Here is an 18,992-nt window from a genome sequence, read left to right as displayed (position 1 = left end):
GCAGTCCCAGCAGGGTCACCGCCGCGCCCGCCGCGATCCCGGCCGGCGCGAGGGGCGGCACGCTCGCGCTCAGGGCGGCGCCGCGCGGGTCGTCCGCGGGGGCGGCCACGACGTCGACCGTCCGGTCACCGGCGCCGTCGGCGGACACCGGCCGGGCCGCCGGCCGCTGGAGCGGCTGGGCGACGAGCGGACTCGCCGCCGATGCCGTCGGCAGTTACGGGCCGTCGGCGGTGACCACGGCCGCGCCGTGCACCCGCCGGTCCGCCCCGGCCCGCCGGGCGGCCGTCTCGTCGGCGTAGCGATGGATCTCGAACGCGCCCTCCCGTGCCGCCGGGCCGCGTTCGACATGCGCCGTCGCGGCGGCCGGGCCGGCCACGCCGAGCGGCAGGTCGTGGGGCGCCGCCGTGGCGCGCGTGGTGATCGCACCGGCCCAGGGGTTCGCCGCGCGGACCGCCCTCGTCGAGGAGATTCCCTCCGAGATCCTCCGGGACGGGCTACGGGCGTTGACGAGCATGCGGGACCCGGGCACGGAGTCCGTACGCGGCACGGCCCGGGCGGCGGCCGGTACGACGGCCCGTACGACCGTCTGCGCGTGCCGGGCCGCGGACTCGATCACAGCTTGGTTAACTTGCTCGAAACTCGCTCCAACTAGCCTGCCGATCCACGCCATCAGGGACGCTGTCCCGGGGCTGCGGCAACCGGACCCCGCACGGTCCGGAGCGAGGACTGTGAGGTGGGACGTGCAACTGACCCCGCACGAGCAAGAGAGGCTGCTGATCCATGTGGCGGCCGACGTCGCCGAGAAGCGCCGGGCCCGTGGCCTCAGGCTGAACCACCCCGAGGCGGTCGCGCTCATCACGTCGCACATCCTCGAAGGTGCGCGTGACGGCCGTACCGTCGCCGAACTCATGTCCTCCGGACGCAAGTTGCTCACCAGGGACGACGTCATGGACGGCATTCCCGAGATGATCCACGACGTCCAGGTCGAGGCGACCTTCCCGGACGGCACCAAACTCGTCACCGTCCACGACCCGATCGTCTGACGGGGGAGCGCCATGATTCCCGGAGAGATCCTGTTCGCGGACGACCCGATCGTCTACAACGAGGGCCGCGAGGTCACCCGGCTCACCGTCCTCAACGCCGCCGACCGTCCCGTCCAGGTCGGCTCCCACTACCACTTCGCCGAGGCCAATCCCGGCCTGGACTTCGACCGTGCCGCCGCGCGCGGCAAGCGGCTGAACGTCGCCGCCGGCACCGCCGTGCGCTTCGAACCCGGGATCCCCGCCGAGGTCGAACTCGTCCCCCTCGCCGGTGCCCGGATCGTGCCCGGGCTGCGCGGGGAGACCGGAGGCGCACTCGATGCCTGAGATCTCACGTGCCGCGTACGCCGACCTGTTCGGCCCGACGACCGGCGACCGCATCCGGCTCGCGGACACCGACCTGCTGATCGAGATCGAGGAGGACCGCTCCGGCGGGCCCGGACTCGCCGGTGACGAGGCCGTGTTCGGCGGCGGCAAGGTCATCCGCGAGTCCATGGGGCAGGCACGCGCCACGCGTGCGGAGGGCACCCCGGACACCGTCGTCACGGGTGCGGTGATCGTCGACCACTGGGGGATCGTCAAGGCGGACGTCGGCATCCGCGACGGGCGGATCACCGGCATCGGCAAGGCGGGCAACCCCGACACCATGGACGGCGTGCACCCGGATCTCGTGATCGGTCCGGAGACCGAGGTGATCGCGGGCAACGGGCGGATCCTCACCGCGGGCGCCGTCGACGCGCACGTCCACTTCATCTGCCCGCAGATCGCCGACGAGGCGCTCGCCTCCGGTGTCACCACGCTGGTCGGCGGTGGCACCGGACCGGCCGAGGGCTCGAAGGCGACCACCGTGACGCCCGGCCCCTGGCATCTGGCCCGGATGCTGGCGGCGATGGAGTCCTACCCCCTGAACATCGGTCTGCTCGGCAAGGGCAACACCGTCTCGCAGGAGGCGATGCTGTCCCAGATCCGCGGCGGAGCGCTCGGGCTGAAGCTGCACGAGGACTGGGGCTCCACCCCGGCCGTCATCGACGCCTCGCTGACCGTCGCCGAACGGACCGGCATCCAGGTCGCGATCCACACGGACACCCTGAACGAGGCCGGCTTCGTGGGGGACACGCTCGCCGCGATCGCCGGGCGCGGGATCCACGCGTACCACACGGAGGGAGCGGGCGGCGGGCACGCGCCGGACATCATGACCGTGGTGTCCGAGCCGCACATACTGCCCAGTTCGACGAACCCGACCCGGCCGTTCACCGTCAACACCGCCGAGGAACACCTCGACATGCTGATGGTGTGCCACCACCTCAACCCGGCGGTGCCGGAGGACCTCGCCTTCGCCGAGTCCCGGATCCGGCCGTCGACGATCGGCGCGGAGGACATCCTCCACGACCTCGGCGCGATCTCCATCATCTCGTCCGACTCCCAGGCCATGGGGCGCGTCGGCGAGGTCGTCCTGCGGACCTGGCAGACGGCCCACGTCATGAAGCGGCGCCGGGGCGCGCTGCCCGGCGACGGACGGGCGGACAACCACCGGGTCCGCCGCTACGTCGCCAAGTACACGATCAACCCGGCGCTCGCCCAGGGGCTCGCGCGGGAGATCGGCTCCGTCGAGAGCGGCAAGCTCGCCGACCTGGTGCTGTGGGAGCCCGCGTTCTTCGGCGTCAAGCCGCACCTCGTCCTCAAGGGCGGGCAGATCGCCTACGCCCAGATGGGCGACGCCAACGCCTCGATCCCGACCCCGCAGCCGATCCTGCCGCGCCCGATGTTCGGGGCGATCGGGCGGGCGCCCGCGGCCAACTCGTTCAACTTCGTGGCCCCGGCGGCCGTCGAGGACGGACTGCCGGAGCGGCTCCAGCTCGGGAAGCGGTTCGTGGCGATCGACTCCACGCGCGGGGTCACCAAGGCGGACATGCGCGAGAACGACGCGCGGCCGCAGGTCCGGGTCGACCCCGACAGCTTCGCCGTGCACATCGACGGGGAGCTCGTCGAGGCGACTCCGGCCGCCGAACTGCCCATGGCCCAGCGTTACTTCCTCTTCTGATGTCCAGGTCTGCACTGCTCGTCCTTGCCGACGGCCGCTTTCCCGCCGGAGGGCACGCGCACTCCGGCGGGGCCGAGGCGGCCGTCCGGGCCGGGCGGATCACGGGAGCGGCGAGCCTGGAGGACTTCGCCCGGGGCAGGCTGCACACGGCGGGGCTGGTGTCGGCGTCCCTCGCCGCCGCGGCCGCGCTCGGGGTGGACCCGTCGGCGCTGGACGCGGCGGCGGACGCCCGTACGCCGTCCCCCGCGCTGCGTGCCGTAGCGCGCAGGCTGGGCCGGCAGCTGATGCGGGCGGCCCGGGCCACCTGGCCGTCCCCGGAACTCGACGCCGTGGCAGCCGAGTTCCCCAAGGGGATGCACCAGCCGGTGGTGCTGGGGCTGCTGGCGCGGGCGGCCGGGCTCGGGGCCGTCGACGCCGCCTACTGCGCGGCGTACGAGAGCGTCGGCGGGCCGGCCACCGCGACGGTGCGGCTGCTGAGCCTGGACCCGTTCGACGCCACGGCGGTGCTGGCCCGGCTGGCGCCGGAGCTGGACCGGGTGGCCGACCGGGCGGTCGAGGCGGCCCGGCGGGTGCTCGACGACGGGGTCGAGGCGCTGCCCGCGGCTTCGGCCCCCCTGCTGGAGATCGACGCGGAAGCCCATGCCGCCTGGCCGGCCAGGCTGTTCGCGTCCTAGGGCCTGTCGTCAAATTCCCGTCGCCGCCCGGAGGGCGGCCCGGCGGCGTCTGGTGCGTGCTCTCGATGTGTCGGCCCCAGGCCTGCGTACTGGATGTACTCGGGTCTGGGGCCGGTGCGGCGAGAGGGCGTGCATGGCGCCGCCGGGCAGACGGGAATTGTCGGACAGGCCCCAGGGCCGGGGCGCCGGGAGAACGACCGCAGGGCACACACTGATCGCCCGAAAGGGCACCGCAGAAAACAGGCAGGAGCCGCTTCATGCATCTCGACCACCCCCACGACGGCCCGTCCGCCGTCAGTGCCGACGCCCGGCGTCCCGACGGTCGCCGCCGGGCCCTGCGGATCGGCCTCGGCGGGCCCGTCGGGTCCGGCAAGACCGCCACCGTCGCCGCACTCTGCCGCGCGCTGCGCGCGGAGCTGTCCCTCGCGGTCGTCACCAACGACATCTACACCCGGGAGGACGCCGAGTTCCTGCTGCGGGAGGCCGTGCTGCCGCCCGAGCGGATCACCGCCGTGGAGACGGGCGCGTGCCCGCACACGGCGATCCGGGACGACATCTCCGCCAACCTGGAGGCGGTGGAGGACCTGGAGGACGCGGTCGGGCCACTGGACCTGATCCTGGTCGAGTCCGGCGGCGACAATCTCACCGCCACCTTCTCCAGGGGACTGGTCGACGCGCAGATCTTCGTGATCGACGTGGCCGGGGGCGACGACATCCCGCGCAAGGGCGGCCCCGGGGTGACCACCGCCGACCTGCTGGTCGTCAACAAGACCGACCTCGCCCCGTACGTGGGGTCCGACCTCGGGCGGATGGCCTCGGACGCCAAGGCACAGCGGGCCGAACTCCCGGTCGTCTTCCAGTCGTTGCGCGGCGAGGACGGAGTGCGGGATGTCTCCGCCTGGGTGCGGGCGCGGCTCGCCGCCTGGACGGCGTGCGCGTGAACGACGTCAGTGCCACCGCCGGAATTGTCGCGTGCGACGACGGCCGCGGCGGCACCGCCCTTCCGGTGCTGGAGAGCGACGGGCCGCTCGCGCTGCGGCGGACCCGGGCGAGCGGCAGCGAGGCGCACGTGATGCTCGTCGGGGCGATGAGCGGGCCGCACGGCGGCGACCGGCTCGCTGTCCGGGCCGAGGTGCGGCGCGGGGCCCGGCTGCGCGTCGGATCGGCGGCCGCCACCATCGCGCTGCCGGGCCAGATCAAGGGCGAGGCCCGCTACGACGTACGGCTCGATGTCGCCGACGGCGGTGAACTCCACTGGCTCCCCGAACAGTTGATCTCGGCCGGCGGCAGCGAACTGTATGTGACGACCCGGGTGGATCTGGCCGGCACCGCCCGGCTCGTGCTGCGCGAGGAACAGGTGCTGGGGCGGGTCGGTGAGCAACCCGGACGGCTCACCAGCCGTCTCACTGTCCGGATCGACGGGCGCGTGCTGCTCGATCAGGAACTCGCCTGCGGGCCGGACGCGCCCGGCGGCTGGGACGGACCCGCCGTCCTGGCGGGGCATCGGGCCGTGGGGCAACTGGTGATCGTCAGGCCGGAGTTCGCCGTCGAGCCGGTGGCGGCCCGGATGATGGGCGAGCAGGCCGTGCTCGTACCGCTCGCCGGACCGGGCGCGCTGGTGACCGCGGTCGCCGCGGACGCGCTGCGCCTGCGCCAGGTGCTGGACGGGGTCCTCGCGGAACTGGACTGAACCGGACCCGGACCAAGTCGGTTCCGGAGCGGGCCGGTTCGGGTCCGTGCATCCGGTAACCGGGACATGGCTCCCGGTTATCGGATTGGCAAAGAAGGTCAACGAACCCTGTTCTCAGGGACCTCACAGCCGAAATGATCCCTCTGCAGTCAATAACCAGATACGGAGAGTGCCCACTTGAGGGACATCAGACCGAGGAATCGAAAGACCGCGCTCGGTTCGGCCGGAGCGCTGGTCACCGCGACCCTGATAGCCGGCGCCTTCGCGGCGCCCACGGCGAACGCGGAGAGCCGCCCCGGCCAGGACCGCGAGGCCCGCGGTGCCGCCATCGCCGCGGAGCGCGCCGCGAAGGCGGGGATCGACTGGAAGGACTGCCCCGCGGACTGGGGCTTCGAGAAGCCGATCCAGTGCGGTTACGTCACGGTCCCGCTGGACTACGCCCGGCCCGACGGCAAGAAGATCCAGCTGGCCGTCGACCGCATCGGCAACACCGGTACCAAGGAGGAGCGCCAGGGCGCCCTCGTGTACAACCCCGGCGGCCCCGGCGGCTCCGGTATGCGCTTCCCGCGCCGTGTCACCACGAAGAGCGCACTGTGGGCCAACACGGCCAAGGCGTACGACTTTGTGGGCTTCGACCCGCGCGGCGTCGGCCACTCCGCGCCCATCTCCTGCATCGACCCGCAGGAGTTCGTCAAGGCGCCCAAGGCCGACCCGGTGCCGGACTCCGAGGCGGACAAGCGGGCCCAGCGCAAGCTGGCCGCCGAGTACGCGGACGGCTGCTACGAGCGCAGCGGCGAGATGCTGCCGCACATGACCACGCCGAACACCGCCCGTGACCTGGATGTCATCCGGGCCGCGCTGGGTGAGAAGAAGCTCAACTACCTGGGCGTCTCCTACGGCACCTACCTGGGCGCCGTCTACGGCACGCTCTTCCCGGGCCATGTCCGGCGCATGATCGTGGACAGCGTCGTCAACCCGTCGCGCGAGAACATCTGGTACCAGGCCAACCTGGAGCAGGACATCGCGTTCGAGGGCCGCTGGAAGGACTGGGAGGACTGGGTCGCCGCCAACGACGCCACCTTCCACCTCGGCACCACCCGCGCGGACGTCCAGGCGAAGTGGCTCACGCTGCGTGCCACCGCGAAGAAGAGCCCCCTCGGCGGGGTCGTCGGCCCGGCCGAGCTGATCTCCTTCTTCCAGAGCGCCCCGTACTACGACTCGTCGTGGGTGCCGGTCGCCACGGTGTTCAGCAAGTACGTCGCCGGGGACACCCAGGCGATGATCGACGCCGCCGCTCCCGACCTGTCCGACACCGCGGGCAACATCTCCTCGGAGAACGGCAACGCCGTCTACACGGCCGTCGAGTGCACCGACGCCCAGTGGCCCACCAGCTGGAAGAAGTGGGACCGCGACAACACGCGGCTCAACAAGGACTACCCGTTCATGACGTGGGCCAACGCGTGGATGAACCTGCCTTGTGCCACCTGGCCCGTCAAGCAGCAGACCCCGGTGAACGTGAAGACCGGCAAGGGCCTGCCGCCGGTGCTGATCGTGCAGTCGCAGCGTGACGCCGCCACGCCGTACGCGGGCGCCGTCGAGCTGCACCAGCGGTTCAAGGGTTCGCGTCTGATCACCGAGAAGGACGCCGGCTCGCACGGCGTGACCGGCCTGGTGAACCCCTGCATCAACACCCGGGTGGACGCCTACCTGCTCACCGGCAAGCTGGACGGCGCGGACGTGACCTGCACGCCGCACGCCACGCCGAAGCCGTAACCGTCGGTCGTACGAGGAGAGGGGCGGCGGGGGTCACCACCCCGCCGCCCCTCGCTCGGCTCCGGGCACCGGGCCGGGCGTCGTCCGGCCCGGCAGGGCTCCGGGACCGGCTCAACTCAGCGGCATCCTCGGGAACCTGGGTTGCCTGGCCGCCGTCTCTCCCGCCAGTTCGGCCTTGACCTCGGCCGCGTAGCGGTCGACGTACTCCTGCTCCGACAGTGCCAGGATGGCGTACATCAGCTCGTCGGTGACAGCGCGCAGGATCGCCTTCTCGTTCTCCATCCCCGCGTAGCGGGAGAAGTCCAGCGGCTTGCCGAAGCGGATCACCACGGGGTGGATGTGCGGGAGGACCCGGCCCGGAGGCTGTGCCTCGAAGGTGCCGATCATCGCGCACGGCACGATCGGCACACCGGCCCGCAGGGCCATCACCGCCACGCCGACCTTGCCCTTGTACAGCCGCCCGTCGTGCGAACGGGTGCCCTCCGGATAGATGCCCAGCAGCTCGCCCCTGCGCAGCACGCCCAGGCCCTCGCGGATCGCCGCCTGTCCCGCCTCCTTGCCGGTGCGGTCCACCGGGATCTGCCCGATGCTGTGGAAGAAGGCGGCGGTCAGCCGGCCCTTGAGGCCCGAGCCGGTGAAGTACTCGGACTTCGCCAGGAAGGTGATGCGCCGTTTGAGGATCGCGGGCATCAGGAAGTGGTCGGCGAAGGAGAGGTGGTTGCCCGCGACGATGGCCGCGCCCGACGCCGGCACATGCTCCAGGCCCTCGATCCGAGGCCGGAAGAGCACTCTCAGCAGCGGTCCCAGCACCACGTACTTCAGGAAGTAGTAGACCACGGCTCGCCTCTCACCCCTCCACGGTCGACCTGCGTACTCCTGCGCAAGCTTCCCGCGATGCCGGGGCGGAGGCAATCTCGTGGTCGCTTCCGGACGCACCCGGGCCGCCCGCGCAGGGAGGCCCGCGTACGGCGGTCGTCCGGTTCAGGCGGCGAGCGGTGCCGTGTTCATGCCCGCGTGGTCGCGCAGGCCGTCCAGGAACTCCCGGACGGCTTCGGTGGCCGTGCGCCGCGGCCGCCAGTCCAGCTCCGCCCGCGCCCGCGAGCAGTCCATCAGCGGCAGTCGCAGGACGGCGTCGAACAGGTCCGGGGACGCGGGTACGAGCCGTAGCCGCCAGGCCATCGAGAGCGCGGCCCTGAGCGGCGGCAGCGGGAGCCGCAGCGGCCGCGAATCCAGGAGCCGGCCCAGCCTGGCCGCGTCCAGGGGCGGATCGGCGGCGAGGTTGTACGCGCCGCGCACGGGGCGTACGACGGCCGCCACGTACGCGGTGGCGGCGTCATCGGTGTGCAGGGCCTGGAAGACCAGACCCGGCAGGTCCGGGACCGCCGGCACGAACGACGGGCGCATCAGCTGGGCGGGCAGCAGCGACCCCGCGAAGATGCGCCGTTGCTGCGACGCCGACTCCCGCTTGAACAGGAATCCGGGGCGCATCCGTACCACCCGCACGTCCGGGTGGGCCGCTTCGAACCCGTCCAGGTACCGCTCCATGTAGGCCTTCTCGCGGCAGTACGCCGCCTGCGGCCAGCCGTGGGTCGGCCAGGACTCGTCGACCGGGTGGTCCTTGGGACCGGGGGAGTAGGCGCCGACGGACGACGCGTGGATCAGCGCGGGGACCCCGGCCGCCGCCGCGGACTCGTAGACCCTGATGCTGCCGAGCACGTTGGTGCGCCAGGTCGTGACGGGGTCGTGCGTGGGCTGGAACTTCCAGGCCAGATGGACGATCGCGTCCGCACCGGCGAAGTGGTCGACGAGATCGCTGCCGCCGGGGTCGACGTCCGCGGCCGCCCAGGCGGTGCCGTCGGGTCGCCAGTCCGGAACCCGGCGGGCCAGCCCCAGGACCGACGCCACCGCGGGATGGTGGCGCAGGGCCTCCACCACGCTCGTACCGGCGTTGCCGGTCGCGCCGACGACCACGACCCGCAGTCCGTCGGTGCCTGCTGTCCGCTGCCGCGCCACGTCGTTCATCGCAGCCGCCCTTCCAGGGGGAGGTCCACCCGCCGGGTACCCAGGCGGCGACCGCGTACCCCCGTCCGGACGGGGGCCGGGCCGCCCGGCACGGCCCCGCCCCCCGGTGGACGATCCCCCCGGCCGCCGAGCGCGCTGCCGGGCGTCGGGCGTGCCGCCGAGCGCTGCGCGCCGTGGGGCGCCGCGCGAGCCGCCGGGCATCGCGCGGGTTACTCGGCGGCAGGCGCCGCGTGACCGGTCACCCCGGCTGCCCCGCGCGCCGTCGCGCGCCCCGTCACCCCGTGTGCCCCGCCAGGGACTGCTCGGCCCAGATGATCTTGCCGTCGGGGACGAAGCGCGTGCCCCAGCGGTCGGCGACCTGGGAGACCAGCAGCAGGCCGCGCCCGCCCTCGTCCGTGGTGCGCGCATGGCGCAGATGGGGCGCGGTGGCGGAGCCGTCGAAGACCTCGCAGACCAGGGCGTGCCCCCGGATCAGCCGGAGCCGGATCGGGCCCGCCGAGTGCCGGATCGCGTTGGTGACCAGCTCGCTGACCACCAGTTCCGTGCTGAACGTCAGCTCCTTCAGGCCCCACTGCGCCAGTTGCCGGGTGGCCGACCTGCGGGCGTCGGCGACGACCTCCGGTGCGGCCGGCAGGTCCCAGGACGCGACGTGTTCGGCGTCCAGCCGCCGGGTGCGGGCCATCAGCAGGGCGACGTCGTCGTGGGGCCCGGCCGGGACCAGCGCGTCGACCACGTCTTGGCAGCGCAGCTCCAGGCTGGGCGCCGGGCGCTCCAGGGCCGCGCGCAGCCGGTCGCGGTCCGCGTCGGCGAAATGCTGCTGCGTACTGTGCGTGAGCAGGCCGTCGGTGTGCAGGACCAGCGTGCTGCCCTCCTCCAGGGCCAGCTCCACCGCCTCGAAGGGCGGACCGCCCACCCCCAGCGGCGGCCCCTGGGGCAGCTCGATGAAGGTGATGCTCCCGTCCGGCGCGATCAGCACCGGCGCGGGATGGCCCGCGGCGGCCATCCCGCAGCGTCCCTCGACCGGGTCGTAGACGACGTACAGACAGCCCGCGCCCAGCGTCCCGGCCTCGTCGCCGCCCTCGGGGTCCGCCCCGGTCACCTCCTCGCTCGCCGAGCGGGCGACCAGGTCGTCCAGATGGCCGAGCACCTCGTCGGGCGGGAGGTCGAGCGCGGCCAGGGTGTCCACGGCGGTCCGCAGCCGCCCCATGGCCGCGGCGGCCTGGATCCCGTGGCCGAGCACCTCGCCCACCACCAGGGCCACCCGCGCGCCGGACAGCATGATGAGGTCGTACCAGTCGCCGCCCAGGCCCGTCAGCTCGTCGGCGGGCCGGTAGCAGGCGGCCGCCTCCACCGCGTCCTGCTCGGGCAGCCGGCGCGGCAGCAGGTTGCGCTGGAGGACCAGCGCGGACAGGCGCTCGCGGGTGTAGCGGCGGGCGTTGTCGACGCACACGGCCGCCCGCGAGACGATGTCCTCGGCCAGGGCCAGGTCGTCCTCGTCGAAGGGCTCCTGGGGGTGCCGCCGGTAGAACAGGGTGATGCCGAGGGTGATGCCCCGCGCCCGCAGCGGCACGATCAGCACGCTGTGCAGCCCCAGCTCGACGAACGTGGCCTCCTTGCCCTCCGGCACGTTCGTCGCCCACTCCCGGGCCAGCGGGTCGAGGCGTTCCTCGTGCCACGACGTGCCGGTGGACAGGCACCGCACCGGAGGGGAACCGGCCGCGTAGGCGGCGGTCTGCCCGATGGTGACGACGGCCTCGGGCACGTTCGCCTGCGCCGAGCGCTGGGCGACCCGGCGAAGCCGCAGCGGGTCCACGTCGCGCAGGGGACCGGGCGCGAGCTCGGCGCCGCGCAGCACCGGCTCCAGCAGGTCCACGGTGACGAAGTCGGCGAAGCCGGGCACCACCACGTCGGCCAGCTCCTGCGCGGTGCGCATGATGTCCAGGCTGCGGCCGATGTGCTCGCCGCCGCGGTCCAGCAGCGCCTGCCGCCGCCGGGCCCGGTGCAGCTCGGTGATGTCCACGACCGTGTAGTACACGCCCACCGGCTGGCCGTGCTCGTCCTCCAGACGGGTGAACGACATCATGTGGGCGGTCTCGCGGTGCGGCGCGGACCGTAGGTACCCCACGTGCTCGTAGCCGGTCACCGGCTCCCCGGTCTCCAGCACGTGCCGCATCCGGTCTTCCATGCGATCCGTGTCCAGGCCCGGCTGGATGTCCGAGATCCGCAGGCCCAGCCGCTGGTGCGGCGACCCGCCGCCGAACTGGGTGAGGGCCTCGTTGGACCACACGTAGCGCAGGTCCCGGTCCACGATCGCGATACCGATCGGCGACTGGACCAGCTGTTCCAGCATGCCGCGGTCCAGGTCCCAGCCCGCCGCCCCGGACAGCTCCGACAACAGCAGCAACAGCCGGGCCGGGCCCGCGCCGTCCTCGGCCCGCACCAGCCGGGCCATCACGCTGACCGGCCGCCCGTCCCTGGTCCGTACCGTGAGCAGCCCCGCCCAGCCGCCGTGCGCACGGCAGTGCTCGACCAGCTCCGGCACCCGCGCCGCGTCCCGCTCGCCGAGCAGGTCGGCCAGCCCCCGGCCGACCGCCTCCGCGGCCGAGTACACCAGCAGCCGCCGGGCCGCGCCCGTCCAGCTCGTCACCACCCCCCGCGCGTCGAGCAGCAGGGGTGCGGCGTCGGCCACGTCGAAGCGCGGGCGAGCCACGTGGTGCTCCTCGTGTGCGCTCACGGCCGACCTCTCTGGCGCTGACAGTGGTCCACCACCACCCGACTGTCTTCACCCTGCGCAACCGCAGGCGCCCGCGCCACCGCAGACGCGCGACGACCCCGTCCGTACGAGCCGGACGGGCTCGTAAGGACGGGGTCGCGCGGGCCCCGATCAGGCCGCCTGCGTGAGCACCTTCGCCAGGGCGGCGAGCGCCCCCGCCAGTTCCTCGCCGGTGATCGTCAGTGGCGGCGCCAGCCGGATCGTGGAGCCGTGGGTGTCCTTGACCAGGACGCCCTCGCGCATCAGGCGCTCGCTGATCTCGCGACCGGTGCCGATGGCCGGGTCGACGTCGACGCCCGCCCACAGCCCGCGGGCGCGGAAGCCGACCACACCCCGGCCGACCAGCGCGGTCAGTCCGTCGCGCAGGGCCGTGCCCAGCTCGGCGGCCCGGCGCTGGAACTCGCCCGTCTCCAGCAGTTCGACGACGGCCGTGCCGACCGCGGCGGCGAGCGGGTTGCCGCCGAACGTGGAGCCGTGCTCGCCCGGCCGCAGCACTCCGAGGACCTCCCGGCGGGCCACCACGGCCGACACCGGCACGATGCCGCCGCCCAGCGCCTTGCCCAGCAGCAGGACGTCCGGGACGACCTCCTCGTGCTCGACCGCGAGGGTGCGGCCGGTGCGGCCGAGGCCCGACTGGATCTCGTCCGCGACGAACAGGCAGTTCTCGCGCCGGGTCAGCTCCCGGACACCGGCCAGATAGCCGTCGTCCGGGATCACGACGCCCGCCTCGCCCTGGATCGGCTCGATCAGCACCGCGGCCGTCGTCTCGTCGACCGCCTCCCGCAGCGCGGCGAGGTCGTTGTACGGCACCACCCGGAAGCCGGGCGCGAAGGGTCCGAAGCCCGCGCGGGCCGTCTCGTCCGTGGAGAAGCCGACGATCGTCGTCGTACGGCCGTGGAAGTTGTCCGCCGCGACCACGATCGTGGCCCGGTCGGCGGGCACGCCCTTCACCTCGTACGCCCACTTGCGGGCCACCTTGATCGCGCTCTCCACCGCCTCCGCGCCGGTGTTCATGGGCAGCACCATGTCCAGACCGGTCAGCGCCGCCAGCCGCTCGGCGAACTCGGCGAGGCGGTCGTTGTGGAACGCGCGCGAGGTGAGGGTCAGCGTGTCGAGCTGGCGGTGCGCCGCCTCGATCAGCGCCGGATGGCGGTGGCCGAAGTTGAGCGCCGAGTAGCCGGCCAGCATGTCGAGATAGCGGCGGCCCTCGACGTCCTCCACCCAGACGCCCTCGGCCCGGGCCACGACCACGGGCAGCGGATGGTAGTTGTGCGCGAGGACGGGCGCCTCCGCGCGGATGAGGTCGGCCGAGGTGCGGCTGTCCGGGAGCGTACGGGCGGGTGCGGTCATCAGCGGATCTCCTGGGTGCAGCACTTGATGCCGCCGCCGGCCTTGTGGAACTCGGACAGGTCGACGGGGACGGGGAGGTAGCCGCGCTCGGCCAGCCGGGCGGCCAGCGCCTCGGCCTGCGGCGCGATGAAGACGTGACGGCCGTCGGACACCGAGTTCAGGCCCCAGGCCAGCGCGTCCTCGCGGGTGGCCAGGACGGCGTCAGGGAACAGCCGCTCCAGCACCTCGCGGCTGCCCGGCGAGAACGCCTGCGGGTAGTACACGATGTCGGCGTCGGGACCGTCGCCGAGGACGAACAGAGCCGTGTCCAGGTGGTAGAAGTACGGGTCCACCAGCGTCAGGCCGATCACCGGCCGGCCGAGGAACTCCTGCACCTCGCGATGCGCCTCGCGGGTCGTCCGGAACCCGGTGCCGGCCAGCAGGTACCGGCCCGTCCAGACCAGGTCGCCCTCGCCCTCGCAGACCGACTCGGGACGGTGCACGGTGAAGCCCGCGGTCTTGAACCAGGTGTCGTAGTGCACGGCCTCGGGGCGCCGTTCGGGCGCGTGGAACAGCGAGCCGAAGACCCGGCCGTCGACGACGACCGCCGAGTTCGCGGCGAAGACCATGTCCGGCAGACCGGCCACCGGCTCCACCGTCTCGACGGTGTGGCCGTGGGCCCGGTAGGCGTCGATCAGCGCCCGCCACTGCTCCTGGGCCAGATCGACGTCGACGGGGGTGTCGGGATGCATCCAGGGATTGATCGCGTACTGCACGGCGAAGTGTCTGGGTTCGCAGACCAGGAAACGCCGGGAGCGTGGCACACGGCTTTCGGACACAGAGGGGTTCCTCCGCTTCCTACGGGTGGCGACTGAGGGTTGACACCAAGGTAGGAAGTGACAGAACCGCACGACAAGGAACGAACCCTGCGTGTTCGCGCAGCATTGCTGCGTCTTTACGCCGGTCGGCGCATGTCCGCTGCGTCCTGCGCGGGCTCCGTGGGAGCCGGCTGGTTCGCGCCCGCCTCCGGGCTCTCCGGCAGCAGGTGGGAGAGCACCATGACGCTGATCGTCTTCCGGATGAACGGCTCGACGCGGATCCGCTCCAGCACCTCCTCGAAGTGGTCCACGTCCCGGGCCCGCACATGCAGCAGCGCGTCCGCGCCGCCCGTCACCGTCATCGCGGCGGTGATCTCCGGATGGTTGCGCACCACCTCCGCCAGCCGCCGCGGCGGCGCCGCGCCCTCGCAGTACACCTCGACGTACGCCTCCGTGCTCCAGCCCAGCGCCGACGGCTTCACCGTGGCCGTGAACCCCGTGATCACCCCGGTCTCCCGCAACCGGTCCACCCGGCGCTTCACTGCCGTCGAGGACAGCCCGACCGCCGTGCCGATCTCGGCGAAACTGGTCCGGGCGTTCGCCATCAGCGCGGTGAGGATCTTCCGGTCGAGCTCGTCGAACGACGTGGGCCTGCTGTTCATGGCCGCACTGTATCCAGCGCGAACCGACACGCAGGGCACATGTCCAGACGTACCGATTGCTCCTACACTCCACCTTCATGCTGCGCGCCCTCGCCGTCGACGACGAACGCCCCTCGCTGGAGGAACTGCTCTACCTGCTCAACGCCGACCCCCGGATAGGCAGCGTGCAGGGCGCGGGCGACGCGACCGAGGCGCTGCGCCGCATCAACCGTGCCCTGGAGTCCGGCCCGCACGGCCCCGAGGCCGTCGACGTCGTCTTCCTCGACATCCACATGCCCGGTCTCGACGGCCTCGACCTGGCCCGGCTGCTGACCGGCTTCGCCCGGCCGCCGCTGATCGTGTTCGTCACCGCCCACGAGGACTTCGCCGTCCAGGCCTTCGACCTGAAGGCCGTCGACTACGTGCTCAAACCGGTCCGCAAGGAACGCCTCGGCGAAGCGGTACGACGGGCCGCCGAACTGCGCGGCACCACCACACGGATCCCCGTGCACGAACCCGACCCCGACCATCTGCCGGTCGAACTCGGCGGCGTGACCCGCTTCGTCGCGGTCGACGACATCACCCATGTCGAGGCGCACGGCGACTACGCCCGACTGCACACCGGCCGCGGCAGCCACCTCGTCCGCATCCCGCTGTCCACCCTGGAGGAGCGCTGGCGCTCCCGCGGATTCGTCCGCATCCACCGCCGCCACCTGGTCGCCCTGCGCCACATCGGCGAACTCCGCCTGGACGCAGGTACGGTGAGCGTCCAGGTCGGCACCGAGGAGCTCCAGGTCAGCCGCCGCCACGCACGCGAGCTGAGGGACCTGCTGATGCGCCGCCCGACCAGCTAGGGAGGATTTCGTGCCCCAGGACCCCGCCGAGCGCCGCGTCGTCGTCACCGGCCCGCCCCGCCGCACCCGACGCGCCTCCGGCTACTACCGCCCCCGCACCGAGATAGCCGAGCAGACCACCCTCGGACACACCTACGTCCGCTCCCTGATGCGCACTCAACTGCGCGCCGCCTCGGCCGTGTTCGCCGTCCTCGTGCTGCTCGTCGGACCGCTCCCGCTGCTGTTCGCCGCCATGCCGGACGCCCGCCGCCTCGAATGGGCCGTCCTCGGCTTCTGCCTCTACGCCCCCCTCGTGCTGCTCGCCCGCTGGTACGTGCGCCGGGCCGAACGCAACGAACGGGACTTCGTGCTCCTCGTGGAGGACCGCTGAGCGTCGTGAACTCCGGCTACGCCGTCCCCGCCGTCGCCCTCGTCGTGGTCGCCACCGTCCTCGTCGGCGCGTTCGGGCTGCGCATATCCCGTACCACCTCCGACTTCTACGTCGCCTCCCGCACCGTCGGCCCCCGCCTCAACGCGGCCGCCATCAGCGGCGAATACCTCTCCGCCGCCTCCTTCCTCGGCATCGCGGGCCTCGTCCTCGTCCAGGGCCCCGACATGCTCTGGTACCCCGTCGGCTACACCGCCGGATACCTGGTCCTGCTCCTGTTCGTCGCCGCCCCGCTGCGCCGTTCCGGCGCCTACACCCTCCCCGACTTCGCCGAGGCACGGCTCGCCTCCCAGGCCGTACGACGCCTCGCGGGCGCCTTCGTCGTGGGCGTCGGCTGGCTCTATCTGCTGCCCCAGCTCCAGGGCGCCGGGCTGACGCTGACGGTGCTGACGGGAGCGCCCGGGATGCTCGGCGCGGTGATCGTCGCGGTCGTCGTGGTGGCGACCGTGGCCGCGGGCGGGATGCGCAGCATCACCTTCGTCCAGGCCTTCCAGTACTGGCTGAAGCTCACCGCCCTGCTGGTCCCCGCCCTCTTCCTGGTCCTCGCCTGGCAGGGCGACGGCGCGCCCACGCACGCCTTCGAGGAACCCCCCGCCTTCCGCCACCAGCGCTCCGTGCGCTTCGACTCCACCCTCGACCTGATGCTGGACCGGCCGCTGACCGTGACCGTCAGCGGCACCGTCGACGGCCGGCCCCTGGAGGGCACCCGGCTCGCCCTGCCGGCCGGGGTCCACCGCATCGAGCGGGGCACCCGGCTGACCTTCGCCGAGGGCAGCACGGTGCCCGCGGCCGACCGCGGCGGCCAGGCCGGCATGTCGACCTCGCTGGCCGCCGGTCGCGAGGAACGCCCGCTGTACGCCACGTACGGACTGATCCTCGCCACCTTCCTCGGCACCATGGGACTGCCGCACGTCGTCGTCCGCTTCTACACCAGCCCGCACGGGGTCGCCGCCCGCCGCACGACCGTCGCGGTCCTCGTCCTGGTCGGCGCCTTCTACCTGCTGCCCCCGGTCTACGGCGCGCTCGGCCGGCTGTACGCCCCCGAGCTCACCCTCACCGGCGACGCGGACGCCGCCGTACTGCTGCTGCCCGAACGGCTGATCGGGGGCCTGGGCGGGGAACTGCTCGGCGCGCTGGTCGCCGGGGGCGCCTTCGCCGCGTTCCTGTCCACCGCGTCGGGGCTGACCATGGCCGTGGCCGGCGTCCTCACCCAGGACGTGCTGCCCGCACGCGGCGTACCGCACTTCCGGCTCGGCACGGTGCTCGCCATGGCCGTACCGCTCGCGGCGAGCGTCCTGGTCGGCGGTCTGCCCGTGGCCGACGCGGTCGGGCTCGCCTTCGCCGTGTCCGCGTCGTCGTTCTGCCCGTTGCTCGTCCTCGGCATCTGGTGGCGCCGGCTGACCCCGCCCGGCGCGGCCGCCGGGATGCTGGTGGGCGGCGGCTCGGCGTTCGTGGCGGTCACCGCGACCATGGCGGGCTTCCCGGGCACCGGCGGACCGCCGCACGCGCTGCTCGCCTGGCCCGCCCTGTGGTCCGTACCGCTGGGCTTCCTCACCATGGTGCTGGTGTCCCTCGCGACCCCGGGGCGGGTACCGGCCGGCACGGCGGCCGTGCTGGCGCGCTTCCATCTGCCGGAGGAGCTGCGCACCGAGGAGCTGCGGCCGGAGGCGCGGGCGTGAGCGGATTCCTGGCGGGCCTGTGCGTGGCCGCGCTGCCCCTGCTGGCCGCCGGATTCTGGCTGGGGCGGCGCACGGCACGCCCGGAGAGCCAGGGCGGTCTCGGCACCCCCGTCGAGCACGCCACCTTCCAGACCCTGCACACCGCGTCCCTCGCCGCGCCCCCGCTGCGCGAGGGCCTCACCGGGGAGACGGCCCGCAGATCGGCCCGCACCCTGCGGTCGCTGCTCGGCACGGACGCGCTGTGCCTCGCCGACGACCACGACGTCCTCGTCTGGGACGGAGCGGGCAGTCATCACCGGGCCGAGGTCAGGGAGCGGCTCGCGGGCCCGCTGGAGACCGGCCGCGGCGAGGCGTTCCGGCTGGACTGCGACGCCCCCGACTGCCCGGTGCGCTGGGCCGTGGTCGCCCCGCTCACCGTCGACGACCGGGTGCGCGGCGCGCTCGTCGCCTGCGCGCCCCGCGAGTCCGCGGTCCTGCTCCGGGCGGCCGGCGAGGTCGCCCGCTGGGTGTCCGTGCAGCTGGAACTGGCCGACCTCGACCAGTCCCGGACCCGGCTGATCGAGGCCGAGATCAAGGTCCTGCGGGCCCAGATCTCCCCGCACTTCATCTTCAACTCGCTCGCGGTCATCGCCTCGTTCGTGCGCACCGACCCCGAGCGCGCCCGCGAGCTGCTGCTGGAGTTCGCCGACTTCACCCGCTACTCGTTCCGCAGGCACGGCGAGTTCACCACCCTTGCCGACGAGCTGCACGCCATCGACCACTATCTGGCACTGGTCCGGGCCCGCTTCGGCGACCGGCTCTCCGTGACCCTCCAGATCGCCCCCGAGGTGCTGCCGGTGGCGCTGCCCTTCCTCTGCCTCCAGCCCCTCGTCGAGAACGCCGTCAAGCACGGTCTGGAGGGCAAGGCCGACACGTGCCGCATCCAGATCACCGCGCAGGACGCGGGCGCCGAGGCCCTGGTGGTCATCGAGGACGACGGCGCGGGCATGGACCCCGCCCTGCTGCGCCGCATCCTCGCGGGCGAGGTCAGCCCGTCCGGCGGTATCGGACTGTCGAACGTCGACGACCGGCTGCGGCAGGTCTACGGCGACGACCACGGCCTCGTCATCGAGACCGCGGTCGGGGCGGGCATGAAGATCACCGCCCGGCTGCCGAAGTACCAGCCGGGCGTGCACTCGGCGGGCCGGCTGACCGGCACGTGAGCCCCCGGCGGGCGCCGGGCTAGGGCCTG

General features: G+C 73.1%; 18 protein-coding genes. 11 read left to right on the top strand and 7 right to left on the bottom strand.

Translation table 11 applies throughout. The features are described from left to right. Positions 1-214 precede the first annotated feature (214 nt). Positions 215-616, bottom strand: coding sequence for a hypothetical protein (locus FNH09_RS49775; protein WP_162468423.1), 402 nt, complete (start codon positions 614-616; stop codon positions 215-217). Positions 617-740: 124 nt separating this feature from the next. On the opposite strand from FNH09_RS49775, the gene FNH09_RS11455 reads away from it, so the two are divergent. The 7 genes from FNH09_RS11455 (at position 741) to FNH09_RS11425 (ending at position 7,218) form a co-directional block, all read left to right on the top strand. Continuing rightward, positions 741-1,043 (top strand): urease subunit gamma, encoded by a 303-nt coding sequence (locus FNH09_RS11455; protein ID WP_162468422.1) that lies wholly within the window; start codon positions 741-743, stop codon positions 1,041-1,043. A 12-nt stretch (positions 1,044-1,055) separates the two neighbouring features. Then, on the top strand, positions 1,056-1,367 hold the full coding sequence (locus FNH09_RS11450) for an urease subunit beta (protein WP_152886774.1): 312 nt from the start codon (positions 1,056-1,058) through the stop codon (positions 1,365-1,367). After that, complete coding sequence (locus FNH09_RS11445) at positions 1,360-3,081, top strand: urease subunit alpha (protein ID WP_152886772.1); 1,722 nt, start codon at positions 1,360-1,362, stop codon at positions 3,079-3,081. Before FNH09_RS11450 ends, FNH09_RS11445 begins: the two co-directional genes overlap by 8 nt. After that, a complete protein-coding gene (locus tag FNH09_RS11440) occupies positions 3,081-3,755 on the top strand; it encodes an urease accessory protein UreF (RefSeq protein ID WP_152886771.1) in 675 nt (224 codons plus the stop codon). Before FNH09_RS11445 ends, FNH09_RS11440 begins: the two co-directional genes overlap by 1 nt. A gap of 257 nt (positions 3,756-4,012) precedes the next feature. Next, positions 4,013-4,696: an urease accessory protein UreG gene (gene ureG, locus FNH09_RS11435; RefSeq protein WP_152886769.1), complete on the top strand. Its 684-nt coding sequence runs from the start codon at positions 4,013-4,015 to the stop codon at positions 4,694-4,696. Continuing rightward, on the top strand, positions 4,678-5,445 hold the full coding sequence (locus FNH09_RS11430; protein WP_152886823.1) for an urease accessory protein UreD: 768 nt from the start codon (positions 4,678-4,680) through the stop codon (positions 5,443-5,445). Before ureG ends, FNH09_RS11430 begins: the two co-directional genes overlap by 19 nt. 177 nt (positions 5,446-5,622) lie before the next feature. Continuing rightward, a complete protein-coding gene (locus FNH09_RS11425) occupies positions 5,623-7,218 on the top strand; it encodes an alpha/beta hydrolase (protein WP_152886767.1) in 1,596 nt (531 codons plus the stop codon). Positions 7,219-7,329: 111 nt separating this feature from the next. Here the strand turns inward: FNH09_RS11425 and FNH09_RS11420 are convergent, their stop codons facing one another. The 6 genes from FNH09_RS11420 to FNH09_RS11395 all read right to left on the bottom strand — a co-directional run bounded on the left by FNH09_RS11420 (position 7,330) and on the right by FNH09_RS11395 (position 14,822). Next, on the bottom strand, positions 7,330-8,055 hold the full coding sequence (locus FNH09_RS11420) for a 1-acyl-sn-glycerol-3-phosphate acyltransferase (protein WP_162468421.1): 726 nt from the start codon (positions 8,053-8,055) through the stop codon (positions 7,330-7,332). Between the two features lie 144 nt (positions 8,056-8,199). Next, positions 8,200-9,240, bottom strand: coding sequence for an NAD-dependent epimerase/dehydratase family protein (locus FNH09_RS11415; protein WP_152886765.1), 1,041 nt, complete (start codon positions 9,238-9,240; stop codon positions 8,200-8,202). Between the two features lie 274 nt (positions 9,241-9,514). Then, on the bottom strand, positions 9,515-11,974 hold the full coding sequence (locus tag FNH09_RS11410) for a SpoIIE family protein phosphatase (protein WP_162468420.1): 2,460 nt from the start codon (positions 11,972-11,974) through the stop codon (positions 9,515-9,517). A 150-nt stretch (positions 11,975-12,124) separates the two neighbouring features. Continuing rightward, positions 12,125-13,363, bottom strand: a complete 1,239-nt coding sequence (gene rocD, locus FNH09_RS11405; protein ID WP_152886760.1) for an ornithine--oxo-acid transaminase — start codon at positions 13,361-13,363, stop codon at positions 12,125-12,127. Continuing rightward, positions 13,363-14,181 carry a dimethylargininase gene (gene ddaH / locus FNH09_RS11400; protein WP_162468419.1) on the bottom strand — a complete coding sequence of 273 codons (819 nt, stop codon included), beginning with the start codon at positions 14,179-14,181 and terminating at the stop codon, positions 13,363-13,365. The genes rocD and ddaH overlap by 1 nt, the downstream gene beginning before the upstream one ends. Before the next feature lie 116 nt (positions 14,182-14,297). Further along, positions 14,298-14,822, bottom strand: coding sequence for an Lrp/AsnC family transcriptional regulator (locus FNH09_RS11395; RefSeq protein WP_152886758.1), 525 nt, complete (start codon positions 14,820-14,822; stop codon positions 14,298-14,300). Positions 14,823-14,899: 77 nt separating this feature from the next. On the opposite strand from FNH09_RS11395, the gene FNH09_RS11390 reads away from it, so the two are divergent. The 4 genes from FNH09_RS11390 to FNH09_RS11375 are packed head-to-tail and all read left to right on the top strand — an operon-like array spanning position 14,900 to position 18,963. Beyond that, positions 14,900-15,655: a LytR/AlgR family response regulator transcription factor gene (locus FNH09_RS11390; protein WP_152886756.1), complete on the top strand. Its 756-nt coding sequence runs from the start codon at positions 14,900-14,902 to the stop codon at positions 15,653-15,655. Positions 15,656-15,665: 10 nt separating this feature from the next. Beyond that, entirely contained in the window at positions 15,666-16,025 is a 360-nt protein-coding gene (locus FNH09_RS11385) for a hypothetical protein (protein ID WP_162468418.1), read from the top strand. Between the two features lie 5 nt (positions 16,026-16,030). Then, positions 16,031-17,761, top strand: a complete 1,731-nt coding sequence (locus tag FNH09_RS11380) for a cation acetate symporter (RefSeq protein ID WP_162468417.1) — start codon at positions 16,031-16,033, stop codon at positions 17,759-17,761. Then, positions 17,758-18,963, top strand: a complete 1,206-nt coding sequence (locus tag FNH09_RS11375; RefSeq protein WP_162468416.1) for a histidine kinase — start codon at positions 17,758-17,760, stop codon at positions 18,961-18,963. Before FNH09_RS11380 ends, FNH09_RS11375 begins: the two co-directional genes overlap by 4 nt. Positions 18,964-18,992 lie beyond the last annotated feature (29 nt).

It is taken from the genome of Streptomyces adustus (genome assembly GCF_009377175.1).
GTDB classification, from domain to species: domain Bacteria; phylum Actinomycetota; class Actinomycetes; order Streptomycetales; family Streptomycetaceae; genus Streptomyces; species Streptomyces adustus.
This window is presented reverse-complemented; position numbering and strand designations above follow the sequence as displayed.

Excerpts from the sequence above, each read along its gene's own strand:
- FNH09_RS11450 (WP_152886774.1), top strand. The coding sequence starts at position 1,056 with ATGATTCCCGGAGAGATCCTGTTCGCGGACGACCCGATCGTCTACAAC.
- FNH09_RS11445 (WP_152886772.1), top strand. The coding sequence starts at position 1,360 with ATGCCTGAGATCTCACGTGCCGCGTACGCCGACCTGTTCGGCCCGACG.
- FNH09_RS11440 (WP_152886771.1), top strand. The coding sequence starts at position 3,081 with ATGTCCAGGTCTGCACTGCTCGTCCTTGCCGACGGCCGCTTTCCCGCC.
- ureG (WP_152886769.1), top strand. The coding sequence starts at position 4,013 with ATGCATCTCGACCACCCCCACGACGGCCCGTCCGCCGTCAGTGCCGAC.
- FNH09_RS11415 (WP_152886765.1), bottom strand. The coding sequence starts at position 9,240 with ATGAACGACGTGGCGCGGCAGCGGACAGCAGGCACCGACGGACTGCGG.
- rocD (WP_152886760.1), bottom strand. The coding sequence starts at position 13,363 with ATGACCGCACCCGCCCGTACGCTCCCGGACAGCCGCACCTCGGCCGAC.
- FNH09_RS11395 (WP_152886758.1), bottom strand. The coding sequence starts at position 14,822 with ATGAACAGCAGGCCCACGTCGTTCGACGAGCTCGACCGGAAGATCCTC.
- FNH09_RS11390 (WP_152886756.1), top strand. The coding sequence starts at position 14,900 with ATGCTGCGCGCCCTCGCCGTCGACGACGAACGCCCCTCGCTGGAGGAA.